Here is a 13018-nt window from a genome sequence, read left to right as displayed (position 1 = left end):
CTTTCGGGAGGTCCCCATGCCCCGCTTACTCGGTGTGGCCGCCGTCGCCCTGTGCGCGGTCGGCCTGGCCGCGCCATCGGCCGCCGCGTCCCCCGTCGACGACCGCCCCACGGCCGTGGTGTCGCTCGGCGACAGCGCGATCTCGGGGGAGGGGGCGGGCGACTACGAGCCGGGCACCCGCGGTGAGGGCGGCAACTGGTGCCACCGCTCGGCGAACGCCCTGATCCACCGCACCTCCGCCGCGCAACGCACGTACAACCTGGCCTGCTCGGGCGCCGACGCGTCGAACGTGTCGCTGGCGGACACCACCCACTACACGGAGGGCTCCCAGGCGCGGAGGCTGGTCGCCATCGCCCGCGCCAACCGCGTGACCGCGGTCGTCCTCCAGATCGGCGCCAACGACGACCCGCGCTTCGCCGACACGGTCCTGGACTGCGTCGGCCGCTGGTTCAACCCCTTCGGCGCGGGCTGCGCGAAACACCTCGCCACCGAGTGGCCCCAGCGGCTGGCGGCCATGGCCCCCAAGGTCGAGCGGGCCGTCGCGGACGTCCGGACCGCCATGCGCGAGGCCGGGTACGCGGACGGCGCGTACCGGTTCGTGATCACCTCGTACGCGTCGCCGGTGACGGAGAAGATGGACCCGGTCCAGCACGGACCGCAGGGGTGCCCGATCCGGCTGCCGGACGCGGAGTACGGGCGCACGCAAGCCGTTCCCCAGTTCGCCGAGGCCTTCCGCGGCATCGCGGCCCGAACCGGACTGTCCTACTTGGACTTCTCCCGCGCCACCGAGGGCCACGAGGCCTGCAGCGGCGCGGACGTGTCGACGGAGTGGCAGAACCGCGTCACGGTCGACCCCTGGGCCTGGGTCACCGGCGGCCTGGACGCCTTCGGCATCCACATGGCCCAGCAATCCTTCCACCCCAACGCCCAAGGCCACGCCCAGCTGGGCCGCTGCCTGACGGAGTTCCTGGCGCAACCGCGAACCACGGCCCGCTGCCTGATCGGCACCGACGGCAACCTACACGCCGTCCGCTAGCGGACTCGCCCGGTCGCGTCTCCCCGTGATCCGGTCGAGCGCGGTTCGCGGCCGCGGTGGTGCGGGGCCGGTCCGCCGCGGAGGTGGTGGACCGGGCCGGGCGACGCGCCGGGGCTCGCGACCTGGCGGGTAGGGACGCCGTTGTCGGGGGGCGGTCGTAGGGTTGTCCCGTGCCTGACCCGTCGACCTACCGGCCCGCCGCGGGGACCATTCCCGATGCCCCCGGCGTCTACAAGTTCCGCGACCCCGGGGGCCGGGTCATCTACGTCGGCAAGGCGAAAAGCCTGCGGAGTCGGTTGAACTCGTACTTCGCCGACGTCTCCTCCCTGCACCCCCGCACCCGGCAGATGGTGACCACCGCGGGTGGCGTCGAGTGGACCGTGGTCTCCACCGAGGTCGAGGCGCTCCAGTTGGAGTACAACTGGATCAAGGAGTTCGACCCGCGCTTCAACGTCCGCTACCGCGACGACAAGTCCTACCCCGTGCTGGCCGCGACCCTGCACGAGGACTTCCCCCGCCTGCACGTCTACCGCGGCCCCCGCCGCAAGGGCGTGCGCTACTTCGGCCCCTACGCCCACGCCTGGGCCATCCGCGAGACGCTCGACCTGCTGCTGCGCGTCTTCCCCGCCCGCACCTGCTCCAAGGGCGTCTTCCGGCGCCACGGGCAGATCGGGCGGCCCTGCCTGCTCGGCTACATCGGCAAGTGCTCCGCGCCCTGCGTCGGCCGGGTCGACCAGGACGAGCACCGGGCCATCGTCGAGGACTTCTGCGACTTCCTCTCCGGCAAGACCGACGCCATGGTCCGCCGCTTGGAGAAGGAGATGGCCGCCGCCGCCGAGGAGCTCGAGTTCGAGCGGGCCGCGCGGCTGCGCGACGACATCGGGGCGCTCAAGCGGGCCATGGAGAAGCAGGCGGTCGTGCTCGGCGACGGCACCGACGCCGACGTGGTGGCCTTCTCCTTCGACGACCTCGAAGCCGCCGTCCAGGTGTTCCACGTGCGCGGCGGCCGGGTCCGGGGGCAGCGCGGGTGGGTGATCGACCGCATCGACGACGGCGACGAGCAGTCCGCCGTCGCGAGCCTGGTCGACCGGTTCCTCAGCCAGTTCTACGGCGACCAGGTCGACTCCGAGGAGAGCACCGACGGCAGCCCCGTGCCCCGCGAGGTCCTGGTCCCCGAACTCCCCGCCGACGCCGAGGCGGTGGCCGACTGGCTCGGCGGCCTCCGCGGCGGCAAGGTCGCCCTGCGCGTCCCGCAGCGCGGGGACAAGCGCGCGCTCATGGAGACCGTGGAGCGCAACGCCAAGGAAGCCTTCACCCAGCACAAGCTGCGCCGCGCGGGCGACCTCACCGCCCGCTCCGCCGCGCTCCAGCAACTCCAGGACGACCTCGGCCTCGACACCGCCCCGCTGCGCATCGAGTGCGTCGACATCAGCCACCACCAGGGCACCGACGTCGTCGGGTCGCTGGTCGTGTTCGAGGACGGCCTGGCCCGCAAGTCCGAGTACCGCCGCTTCGCGCTGCGCGAGGCCGCGACCGAGGGGGACGTGGCCTCGATCGCCGAGGTCGTGCGCCGCCGGTTCGCCAAGTACCGCGACGGCGCGCCGGAGCAGGCGGAACCGGGCACACCACCGGGCGCACCACCGGGCATCGACCCGGACACCGGCAAACCCAAGCGCTTCGCCTACCCGCCCAACCTGCTCGTCGTCGACGGCGCCGGACCGCAGGCCAACGCCGCCGCCGACGTGCTCGCCGACCTCGGCATCACCGACGTCGCGGTGATCGGGATCGCCAAGCGGCTGGAGGAGATCTGGCTGCCCGCCGACCCGGACCCGGTGATCCTGGCGCGCAACAGCGAGGCCATGTACCTGATGCAGCGGGTCCGCGACGAGTCGCACCGCTTCGCGATCGGCTACCACCGGCAGAAGCGGTCCAAGAACCTGCTGACCTCGGCGCTGGACGACATCCCCGGCCTCGGCCAGGGCCGCCGGGCCGTGCTCATCAAGCACTTCGGCTCGCTCAAGCGCCTGCGCGCGGCGAGCCTGGAGGAGATCGGCGGTGTCCCGGGCATCGGACCCGGCACCGCGCAGGCAGTGCACAGCGCGCTCGCGGGAGAGGCCCCGGCGCGCGGGAAGGCGGAGGAGCAGCAGTGAGCACCGAAGCGGGCGGACCGGGCATCGAGGTCGCCGTCGTCACCGGACTCTCCGGCGCGGGCCGCAGCACCGCGGCCAAGTGCCTGGAGGACCTGGGCTGGTTCGTGGTGGACAACCTGCCGCCCGAGCTGATCTCCACCATGGTCGAGCTCGGCTCGCAGGCCCGGGGCGCGATCACCAAGGTCGCGGTCGTGATGGACGTGCGCAGCCGGGCCTTCACCGAGGACCTCTCGGCGATCATCAAGGACCTCGACGCGCGCGGCTACCGGCCCCGCGTGCTGTTCCTGGAGGCCACCACCGACGTGCTGGTGCGCCGCTTCGAGCAGGTCCGCCGCGGCCACCCGCTACAGGGCGAGGGCAGGCTCATCGACGGCATCGGGGCCGAGCGGGAGCTGCTGCGCCCGCTGCGCGAGGAGGCCGACCTGGTGCTCGACACCTCGACCCTGTCGGTGCACCAGCTGCGCGCCAAGATCGAGGACGCGTTCGGCTCCGACGCCAACGCCACCACCCGGGTCACCGTGCTGTCCTTCGGCTACAAGTACGGCCTGCCGATGGACGCCGACCTGGTCATGGACGTGCGGTTCCTGCCCAACCCGTTCTGGATCCCCGAGCTCAAGGACCAGACCGGTCGCGACGCGGACGTGCGCAACTACGTGCTCTCCCAGGAGGGCGCCGACGAGTTCCTCGACCGCTACCACGAGCTGCTGCGGCTCATCGGCGCCGGATACCGCCGCGAGGGCAAGCGCTACCTGACGCTCGCCATCGGCTGCACCGGCGGCAAGCACCGCAGCGTCGCCATCTCCGAGGAGCTCTCCCGCAGGCTCGCCGACGAGGACGGGCTGGCCGTCAAGGTCGTGCACCGCGACCTGGGGCGCGAGTGACGGACACCCCGCTCAAGGCGGTCGCGCTCGGCGGCGGTCGCGGCCTGCACGTCACGCTCAGCGCGCTGCGGCTGATCACCCCGGACGTCACCGCCGTCGTCACCGTCGCCGACGACGGCGGCTCGTCCGGGCGGCTGCGCCGCGAACTCGGCCTGCTCCCGCCCGGCGACCTGCGCAAGGCGCTGATCGCGCTCGCGGGCACCGACGGGCCGTGGGCGCGGGTCTTCGCGCACCGCTTCGGCGGCACCGGCGCGCTGGCCGGGCACGCCGTGGGCAACCTCGTGCTCGCCGGGCTGCTGGAGGTGCTCGGCGACCCGGTCGAGGCGCTCGCGCACGCGGCCGGGTTGCTCGGCGCCACGGGCCGCGTGCTGCCGATGTCCACCGCGCCACTGGACATCGAGGCCGACGTGACCGGTCTTGAGGAGGACCCGACCACGGTCCGCCGCATCCGCGGCCAGGTCGCCGTCGCCACCACCCCCGGCCGGGTCCACCGCATCCGGCTGCACGGCCACCGGGCGCCGCCGAGCGCGTGCCCGCAGGCCGTCGAGGCCGTGCTCGGCGCGGACGTGGTGCTGCTCGGCCCCGGCTCCTGGTTCACCAGCGTGCTACCGCACCTGCTGGTGCCGGAACTGCACGACGCGCTCGTGCGGACCACCGCCGCGCGGGTCGTGGTGCTCAACCTCGTCCCCCAACCGGGCGAAACCGCCGGGTTCTCCCCGGAGCGCCACCTCGACGTGCTGTGCGAGCACGCGCCCCGGCTGCGGGTCGACGCGGTCATCGCCGACGCCGACTCCGTGGCCACCCCGGACCGGCTCCGACGTGCGGCGTCGGCCCTCGGGGCGGACACCTGGCTGGCCGCCGTGGCGGCCGCGCCGACCCCCGACCGGCACGACCCCGGGGCACTGGCGGCGTGCCTGCGGGAGGCCATCGCGTCGGTGAGGGGACGCTGAGCCGCGACAGCGGTCGTGATGGGATGTACCCCGCCGGCGGAGGGGAGGAGGATCCGCCCACCCCGGCTCGGAGAGGAGGACCCCGTGGCGATGACCGCCGCTGTCAAGGACGAGCTGAGCAGGCTGGCCGTGTCCAAGACCTGTTGCCGCCGCGCCGAGGTGTCCTCGTTGCTGCGCTTCGCCGGGGGACTGCACATCGTCGCGGGCCGGGTCGTCGTGGAGGCCGAACTGGACACCGGCGCCGCCGCGCGGCGGCTGCGCAAGGAGATCCACGAGCTCTACGGCCACCACGCCGACGTGCACGTGATCACCTCCGGCGGCCTGCGCAAGGGCACCCGCTACGTGGTGCGCGTGGTCAAGGACGGCGACGGCCTGGCCCGGCAGACCGGACTGCTCGACCCGCGCGGCCGCCCGGTCCGGGGACTGCCCGCGCCGGTCGTGTCCGGCGGGGTGTGCGACGCCGAGGCCGCGTGGCGCGGCGCGTTCCTGGCGCACGGCTCGCTCACCGAGCCCGGCCGCTCGTCCGCGCTGGAGATCACCTGCCCCGGCCCGGAGGCCGCGCTGGCCATCGTCGGCGCCGCCCGCCGGATGGGCATCCAGGCCAAGTCCCGCGAGGTGCGCGGCGCCGACCGGGTCGTGGTCCGCGACGGCGACGCCATCGGCGCCCTGCTCACCCGCCTCGGCGCGCACTCCTGCGTGCTGAACTGGGAGGAGCGCCGGATGCGCCGCGAGGTGCGGGCCACCGCCAACCGGCTGGCCAACTTCGACGACGCGAACCTGCGCCGCTCCGCCCGCGCCGCGGTCGCCGCCGCCGCCCGGGTGCAGCGCGCCATGGAGATCCTCGGCCCCGACGCCCCCGACCACCTGACCGCCGCCGGTCAACTGCGGCTCAAGAACAAGCAGGCGTCGCTGGAGGAACTGGGCCAGCTCTCCGAGCCGCCGATGACCAAGGACGCGGTCGCGGGCCGCATCCGCAGGCTGCTGGCCATGGCCGACAAGCGCGCGAAGGACCTCGGGCTGCCCGACACCGAGTCCGCCGTCACACCGGACATGCTCGAGGCCGACGCCTGACCCGACCGGCCGCGAACGGCCTGGTCACGCGGTGTTCGGCCGGGTGCCATACCGCGTGCGCGCGGATGCCGGGAGACCCCCGAAAACGCGTCTCGCGCCGTGCCCGCCAAAGGGGTCTTGTGAGCTGGGTCTCACCCGGTATCTCGTTCCCCGGCGCCCGCTCTTCTCCTGTGGAAGGCGCGGGTGCCACTTGGGGGAGGGGCACCCGCACTTGGGGGGAAACGGAGTGGAGTCCGCCCGGCGTGGGGGCTGGCGGACTCCACTCCGCTCGTCATGCCCCCGGTTGTCCGGTGTCCCGGCCCGCGTTCGAGCGGTTGACGAGCATCGATCAAGTCGCCGCTTCCTGATCGGTTCGGAAGGCCGGGCGCGCGCGCCGTTCGGAATCGATTCCCGGTGCTGCTTCGTCGTCCGACCACACGCTCGTCGAACAGTTGTCCCCGGGATCCGTCTCTGATTCGATAAAGAGAGACGGCCGACCTCCTGACCAGCACCTGCCCCGGTGAACGCTAGGGTCATGGTCTGGGTCGGAAGTCAGGTCAAGGCCCCCAATCGGACCAACGTTAGGACGAGGAGACACAGGTGACGGTTCGCGTAGGTGTCAACGGTTTCGGTCGGATCGGTCGCAACTTCTGGCGTGCCGTGCAGGCCAGCGACCACGACATCGAGATCGTGGCCTTCAACGACCTGGGTGACGTCGCGACCATGGCCCACCTGCTCAAGTACGACAGCGTCCTGGGCCGCCTGCCCCAGGACGTGTCGGTGACGGCCGAGGGCATCAAGGTCGGCGACACCACGATCAAGGCGCTCGCCGAGCGCGACCCGGGCAAGCTGCCCTGGAAGGACCTCGGCGTCGACGTCGTGGTCGAGTCGACCGGCTTCTTCACCAAGGCCGCCGACGCCCGCAAGCACGTCGACGAGGGCGGCGCCAAGAAGGTCATCATCTCCGCGCCCGCCAAGGGCGAGGACCTGACCGTCGTGCTCGGCGCCAACGAGGGCCAGTACGACGGCTCGCAGACCGTGATCTCGAACGCCTCCTGCACCACCAACTGCCTGGCCCCGCTGGCCAAGGTGCTGCACGACGCGTTCACCATCGAGCGCGGCCTGATGACCACCATCCACGCGTACACGCAGGACCAGAACCTGCAGGACGCCCCGCACGCCGACCTGCGCCGCGCCCGCGCCGCCGCGCTGAACATCGTGCCCACCTCGACCGGCGCCGCGAAGGCGATCGGCCTGGTGCTGCCCGACCTCAACGGCAAGCTCGACGGCTACGCGCTGCGCGTCCCGGTGCCGACCGGCTCGGCCACCGACCTCACCGTCACCCTGGGCCGCGAGGTCACCCTGGACGAGGTCCAGGCCGCCTACCAGGCCGCCGCCGAGGGCCCGCTCAAGGGCATCCTGCGCTACAACACCGACCCGATCGTCTCCGCCGACATCGTCACCGACCCGGCGTCGTGCATCTACGACGCGCCCCTGACCAAGGTCAGCGGCAACCTGGTCAAGGTCGTCGGCTGGTACGACAACGAGTGGGGCTACTCCAACCGCCTCGCCGACCTGACCGCGCTGGTCGCGTCCAAGCTCTGACGGCCGCCCGAGGAGGAAGCACAGCGAAGTGAAGACTCTCGACGACCTGCTCGCCGAGGGTGTGGCCGGTCGGCGCGTGCTGGTGCGCGCCGACCTCAACGTCCCCCTCGACGGCGACAAGATCACCGACGACGGCCGCGTGCGCGCGTCGCTGCCGACGATTTCCCGGCTCGCGGCCGCGGGCGCCCGCGTCGTGGTGGCCGCGCACCTGGGCCGCCCCAAGGGCGCCCCCGAGCCGAAGTACTCCCTCGCCCCGGTCGCCGCGCGGCTGGGCGAGCTGCTCGGCGCGCCGGTCGCGCTGGCCGACGACGTGGTCGGCGCGTCCGCCAAGTCCACTGTGGACGGCCTGGCCGACGGCGGCGTGGCGCTGCTGGAGAACGTGCGCTTCGACGCCCGTGAGACCAGCAAGGACGCCGCCGAGCGCGGCGCGCTCGCCGACGAGTTCGCGGCCATGGCCGACGCGTTCGTCTCCGACGGTTTCGGTGTGGTGCACCGCAAGCAGGCCTCGGTCTACGACGTGGCCACCCGGCTCCCCGCGTACGCGGGCGGTCTGGTGCTCGCCGAGGTCGAGGTGCTCAAGCGGCTGACCGGCGACCCGGCCCGCCCGTACGTGGTGGCGCTGGGCGGGTCCAAGGTCTCGGACAAGCTCGCCGTCATCGAGGCCCTGCTGCCCAAGGTCGACAAGATCCTGGTCGGCGGCGGCATGTGCTTCACGTTCCTGGCCGCCGAGGGCCTGGGCGTGGGCGACTCGCTGCTCGAGGCCGAGATGATCGACACCTGCAAGCGGCTGCTGGCCGAGCACCCGGACAAGATCCTGCTGCCCGCCGACGTGGTCATCGCCGACGCGTTCGCCGCCGACGCGAACACCCACACCGTGCTCGCCGCGAACATCCGCGAGGGCTGGAAGGGCCTGGACGTCGGCCCGATCACCGTGGAGCGCTACGCCGAGGTCATCGCGGCCGCGGGCACGATCTTCTGGAACGGCCCGATGGGCGTGTTCGAGTACGCCCCGTTCGCGGAGGGGACCCGAGGCGTCGCCCAGGCGATCGTCGACTCGTCGGCGTTCTCCGTGGTCGGCGGCGGCGACTCGGCCGCCGCGGTGCGGCTGCTGGGCCTGCCCGAGGACGGCTTCTCGCACATCTCCACCGGCGGCGGCGCGTCGCTGGAGTACCTGGAGGGCAAGGACCTCCCCGGTGTGTTGGTGTTGGACACAGCGCTGGAGGCGGAATGACTTCCCGCCAGGTCCTGATCGCGGGCAACTGGAAGATGAACCTCAACCACCTCGAGGCCATCGCCCTGGTGCAGAAGATCGCCTTCTCGCTGCCCGAGAAGTACTACGCCAAGGTGGAGGTGGCCGTGCTGCCGCCGTTCACCGACATCCGGTCGATCCAGACCATGGTCGACGGCGACAAGCTCCTGCTCCGCTACGGCGCGCAGGACATCTCCCGGTACGACTCGGGCGCCTACACCGGCGAGGTCTCCGGCCCGATGCTGGCCAAGCTCGGCTGCACCTACGTCACCGTGGGCCACTCGGAGCGGCGCGAGTACCACGCCGAGACCGACGAGCTGGTCAACACCAAGGTCAAGGCCGCGCTCAAGCACGGGATCACGCCGATCCTGTGCCTGGGCGAGCGGGTCGAGGTGCGCGAGGCGGGCACGCACGTCGAGCACTGCACCGAGCAGCTCGTCGCGGGCCTCAAGGGCCTCAAGGCCGAGCAGGTGGCCAAGGTCGTCGTGGCCTACGAGCCGGTGTGGGCCATCGGCACCGGCAAGGTCGCCACGGCCGCCGACGCGCAGGAGGTGTGCGCGGCGCTGCGCAAGACCCTCGCCGACAAGTACGGCGACGAGGTCGCGGGCGGCGTCCGGGTGCTCTACGGCGGTTCGGTGAAATCCGGCAACATCGGCGAACTGGTCGCCCAGACCGACATCGATGGGGCACTCGTCGGCGGCGCGAGCCTGCAGGCCGACGAGTTCACCAAACTGTGCGCGATGGCCGCGGGCGGTCCGCTGCCCTGACGCGCGGTCCGGCGGGCAATGCGCGCCGGAAATGGGTTTTCGCAGGTGGGAACGCCGGGACCGGGTGTCCCGGCGTTCCCATTTCCACCGATCCGGACCGTCACCTGCACGTGCGGATGCCTGTTCGGTGAACGACCGGGGAAATCTGGTAACCGGGCCGCCACGCCAAGTCGGGCCGGTGGTCGAACCGGCCAACATCACCGGGTAATCTGAGACCTCAACCGACCGACCGCGAGGACCACATGATTCTGACCCTGCAGATCGCTCTGATCGTCTCCAGCCTTCTGCTGATCCTGCTGGTGCTGCTGCACCGCGGCCGTGGTGGCGGCCTGTCCTCGCTGTTCGGCGGCGGTATGCAGTCGAGCCTGTCCGGGTCCAGCGTGGTCGAGAAGAACCTCGACCGGGTCACGCTGTTCGTCGGCGCCGTCTGGCTCATCTGCGTCATCGGCCTCGGGCTGCTGGTGAAGATCGGCTGATGCGCGCCGCCCGGCGGGTCGATGGCCAAAACAGCGAAGGACGCGGCGTCCCGGGGATGGCCGGGACCCGCGTCGAACCACGTGGTGGGGGTGTGAACATCAATGGCCGGTGGTAACGCGATCCGGGGTACCCGGGTCGGTGCTGGTCCCATGGGTGAGTCCGAGCGCGGCGAGTCCGCGCCGCGGCAGCGGGTGTCCTACTGGTGCGCGAACGGGCACGAGTCGCGCCCGTCGTTCGCCCTGGACGCCGAGAAGCCGGAGTCCTGGGACTGTCCGCGCTGCGGGCTCCCGGCGGGCCTCGACGAGCAGGCGCCGCCGAAGGCCCCGCGCAACGAGCCGTACAAGACCCACCTGGCCTACGTGAAGGAGCGCCGCTCCGACGCCGACGGCGAGGCGATCCTGGCCGAGGCCCTGGCCAAGCTCCGCGCCAAGCGCGAGGGCTGAGGGCTCCGCCCGCGCGGGCCGGGAGGCTCGCGGCGAGCCCTGGACGGGCCCGCGCCGGATCGCGCGGTGACGGGCTCGTCTTGGTGTTCGGTGGTCTGATGTCGGCATACACTCCGCCTATGCGGTGGTCGCGATGAGCCTGACCGTGGTGCTCGGGTTCGTCGCCGCGTTCCTCACGGCCACGGTGAGTGGCTACTGGTTCGCCGCGAGTTACCGCCCCCGGCGCGACCGGCGCAGGCAGCGGCGGCTCAGCGAGCAGCGCGAACGCGAACGGCTGGAGCGACAACGGATCCGGGACGCCGAGAGCGACCCGACCCCGGTCCAGTCCATCACCGATCGGCCGTACCGCCCGCCCGACGTCCCCGTCGGCCTGCCGTACCTGTACCTGACCGAGCTGCGGATCAGCGACCTGCGCTGCTTCGGCGAGGAGCGGCTGGCGCTGCGGTACCCGGGGGAGCGCGACGAGCCCGACCTCAACCTGCCCAACGTCAACCTGCTGCTCGGCGACAACGGCACCGGCAAGTCGACGGTGCTGCGCGCGGCGGCGATGGTGGCGCTCGGGCCGGTGCTGGGCAGCTCGGGGTTCGTGCCGTACCGGCTGGTCCGCGAGAACCGGCCGTCGTCGCTGGTCGAGGGCCGGTTGGTGTTCGGCGGTCTGCACGGGCCCGAGCGGCTGGCCTGCGACGTGCGGGTGCGCCGCCGCCGCGACCTGGAAGTCGTGGAGGCCGACACCACGGGCCCGTACTGGGACGACCTGTTCGACGAGGCGTCCCCGGCGTTCTTCATCGCGGGCTACGGCGTCACCCGCCGCACCTCCGACGACAGCCGCGCGGACCCGTCGCACGAGCGCGGGCGCAGGCGTCGGCGGTTCCAGCGGGTGTCGAGCCTGTTCGACGAGTCGGTGACGCTGGTGCCGTTCGGGTCCTGGCTGCCGACCGTCGGCGCGGCCCGGCAGCGGGAGGTCACCGAGGTCCTGCACCGGCTGCTGCCCGAGGGCGTGCGGTTCGCGGAGCAGTTCGAGGGCGAGGACGCGGTGTTCCTGCGCCGGGACCTGCCGGTGCCCTTCCGCGCGCTCTCCGACGGTTTCCGCTCCTACCTCGGCTGGCTCGGCGACCTGCTGTTCCACCTGTGCGCCGTGGCCCCCGACCACGTCCCGCTCGGCTCGATGGGCGGCATCGTGCTCGTCGACGAGATCGACCTGCTGCTGCACCCGTCCTGGCAGCGGGTCGTGGTACCCGCCGTCGCGGCGATGTTCCCGAACGTCCAGTTCGTGCTGACCACGCACAGCCCGATCGTCACCGGCACCCTCGAGGCGCGAAACATCGTCGTCGCCCGCGACGATCCCGAGGCGGGGGTGTCGCGACTGCGGGAGGTGGAGGCCGAGGTGCACGGGCTCAACGCCGAGCAGGTCCTGCTCAGCTCGTACTTCGGCCTGGACACCACCCGCGCGCCCGGCGTCGCCGCGGACCTGGCCGAACTGGCCCGGCTGGCGGTGGACGGCGACGAGGACGCCCGCCGCCGCTACCTGGCCGCGCTGGTCGACGACGCCTTCGGGGGCCGTCGCGGGTGATCAGGACCTTCACGGGCCGCGCCGCGCTGCTGGCCCGGCTCGGCGCCGACGCGCCGGTGTGGCGGACCGAGGCGCACCAGGGCGCCGAGCGCAACCGCGCGGCGGGCAAGCACGACAACCGGTCCGCCAACTCGTGGAGCCGGTTGAAGCCGGGGCTCGCCGAACTCCAGCGCGGCAAGTGCGCGTACTGCGAGACCTACCTCGGCTCGGAGGGCGTGGACTGGACCGTCGACCACTACCGGCCCAAGGGGCGGGTGGCGGTGTGGGCGGACCCGGACGCCCCGGAGATCGTGGACGTGGGCGGCCCCGCGCCGACCGGCTACCACCTGCTGGCCCACGACCCGGACAACCTGCTCGGCAGCTGCGAGAACTGCAACCGGCGCAAGGCCGCGTACTTCCCCACGGCCGCGCCCCGCGTGCTGGACTCGACCGACCGGGCCGGGTTGGCGGCCGAGCGGCCGTACCTGGTGGACCCGGCCGACCCCGCGGCCGACCCGGAGCGGCTGATCACCTGGAAGGGCGCGATCCCGCAGCCCGCGCCCGGTCTCGACGAGCACGACCGGCGGCGCGCGCGGGCCACCATCGAGGTGCTGGAACTGGCCAGGACCAAGGTGGTCGCCGACCGGATGCTGCTGCTGATCGGGGTGTGGATGGCGCACGACGCGGGCGCCGCGGACGTGCTGGACCTGTACTGCGCGCCGGGTGGCCGGTTCGCCGCCTGCGCCCGCCGCTACCGCGAGCTCTGCGAGACCGACCCTGAGTGGGCCGCGGCCGAGTACCGGCTGATGATCACGAGCGTGGCCGGTGGGGTAGGCTACCGGTGACTACCTGCCTTCGGGT

The 13018-nt window shown here is 72.6% G+C and carries 12 protein-coding genes; all 12 read left to right on the top strand.

Annotation, left to right across the window (positions count from 1 at the left end; all coding sequences use genetic code 11):
• The first annotated feature begins 16 nt into the window (after nt 1–16).
• The 12 genes from CLV40_RS18230 to CLV40_RS18175 all read left to right on the top strand — a co-directional run bounded on the left by CLV40_RS18230 (nt 17) and on the right by CLV40_RS18175 (nt 13002).
• Nucleotides 17–1036, top strand: a complete 1020-nt coding sequence (locus CLV40_RS18230; RefSeq protein ID WP_104480140.1) for a GDSL-type esterase/lipase family protein — start codon at nt 17–19, stop codon at nt 1034–1036.
• 170 nt (nt 1037–1206) lie between these two features.
• Nucleotides 1207–3186, top strand: coding sequence for an excinuclease ABC subunit UvrC (gene uvrC, locus CLV40_RS18225; protein WP_104480139.1), 1980 nt, complete (start codon nt 1207–1209; stop codon nt 3184–3186).
• Entirely contained in the window at nt 3183–4067 is an 885-nt protein-coding gene (gene rapZ / locus CLV40_RS18220) for an RNase adapter RapZ (protein WP_104480138.1), read from the top strand. Before uvrC ends, rapZ begins: the two co-directional genes overlap by 4 nt.
• On the top strand, nt 4064–5017 hold the full coding sequence (locus CLV40_RS18215; protein ID WP_104480137.1) for a gluconeogenesis factor YvcK family protein: 954 nt from the start codon (nt 4064–4066) through the stop codon (nt 5015–5017). The genes rapZ and CLV40_RS18215 overlap by 4 nt, the downstream gene beginning before the upstream one ends.
• 84 nt (nt 5018–5101) lie before the next feature.
• Nucleotides 5102–6088 (top strand): DNA-binding protein WhiA, encoded by a 987-nt coding sequence (gene whiA / locus CLV40_RS18210; protein WP_104480136.1) that lies wholly within the window; start codon nt 5102–5104, stop codon nt 6086–6088.
• 579 nt (nt 6089–6667) lie between these two features.
• Nucleotides 6668–7672, top strand: a complete 1005-nt coding sequence (gap, locus tag CLV40_RS18205) for a type I glyceraldehyde-3-phosphate dehydrogenase (RefSeq protein ID WP_104480135.1) — start codon at nt 6668–6670, stop codon at nt 7670–7672.
• A gap of 28 nt (nt 7673–7700) precedes the next feature.
• Complete coding sequence (locus tag CLV40_RS18200) at nt 7701–8903, top strand: phosphoglycerate kinase (RefSeq protein WP_104480134.1); 1203 nt, start codon at nt 7701–7703, stop codon at nt 8901–8903.
• On the top strand, nt 8900–9688 hold the full coding sequence (gene tpiA, locus CLV40_RS18195) for a triose-phosphate isomerase (RefSeq protein WP_104480133.1): 789 nt from the start codon (nt 8900–8902) through the stop codon (nt 9686–9688). Before CLV40_RS18200 ends, tpiA begins: the two co-directional genes overlap by 4 nt.
• A 242-nt stretch (nt 9689–9930) precedes the next feature.
• Nucleotides 9931–10164: a preprotein translocase subunit SecG gene (gene secG, locus CLV40_RS18190; RefSeq protein WP_104480132.1), complete on the top strand. Its 234-nt coding sequence runs from the start codon at nt 9931–9933 to the stop codon at nt 10162–10164.
• Nucleotides 10165–10266: 102 nt separating this feature from the next.
• Nucleotides 10267–10608 carry an RNA polymerase-binding protein RbpA gene (locus CLV40_RS18185; RefSeq protein ID WP_026316873.1) on the top strand — a complete coding sequence of 114 codons (342 nt, stop codon included), beginning with the start codon at nt 10267–10269 and terminating at the stop codon, nt 10606–10608.
• Between the two features lie 133 nt (nt 10609–10741).
• Nucleotides 10742–12178 (top strand): AAA family ATPase, encoded by a 1437-nt coding sequence (locus tag CLV40_RS18180; protein WP_146108091.1) that lies wholly within the window; start codon nt 10742–10744, stop codon nt 12176–12178.
• Nucleotides 12175–13002 (top strand): HNH endonuclease family protein, encoded by an 828-nt coding sequence (locus CLV40_RS18175; protein ID WP_104480130.1) that lies wholly within the window; start codon nt 12175–12177, stop codon nt 13000–13002. Before CLV40_RS18180 ends, CLV40_RS18175 begins: the two co-directional genes overlap by 4 nt.
• Nucleotides 13003–13018: the final 16 nt, after the last annotated feature.

Source organism: Actinokineospora auranticolor (assembly GCF_002934265.1).
Classification (GTDB): domain Bacteria; phylum Actinomycetota; class Actinomycetes; order Mycobacteriales; family Pseudonocardiaceae; genus Actinokineospora; species Actinokineospora auranticolor.
This window is presented reverse-complemented; position numbering and strand designations above follow the sequence as displayed.

Excerpts from the sequence above, each read along its gene's own strand:
- CLV40_RS18180 (WP_146108091.1), top strand. The coding sequence starts at position 10,742 with ATGAGCCTGACCGTGGTGCTCGGGTTCGTCGCCGCGTTCCTCACGGCC.
- CLV40_RS18230 (WP_104480140.1), top strand. The coding sequence starts at position 17 with ATGCCCCGCTTACTCGGTGTGGCCGCCGTCGCCCTGTGCGCGGTCGGC.
- CLV40_RS18185 (WP_026316873.1), top strand. The coding sequence starts at position 10,267 with ATGGCCGGTGGTAACGCGATCCGGGGTACCCGGGTCGGTGCTGGTCCC.
- secG (WP_104480132.1), top strand. The coding sequence starts at position 9,931 with ATGATTCTGACCCTGCAGATCGCTCTGATCGTCTCCAGCCTTCTGCTG.
- tpiA (WP_104480133.1), top strand. The coding sequence starts at position 8,900 with ATGACTTCCCGCCAGGTCCTGATCGCGGGCAACTGGAAGATGAACCTC.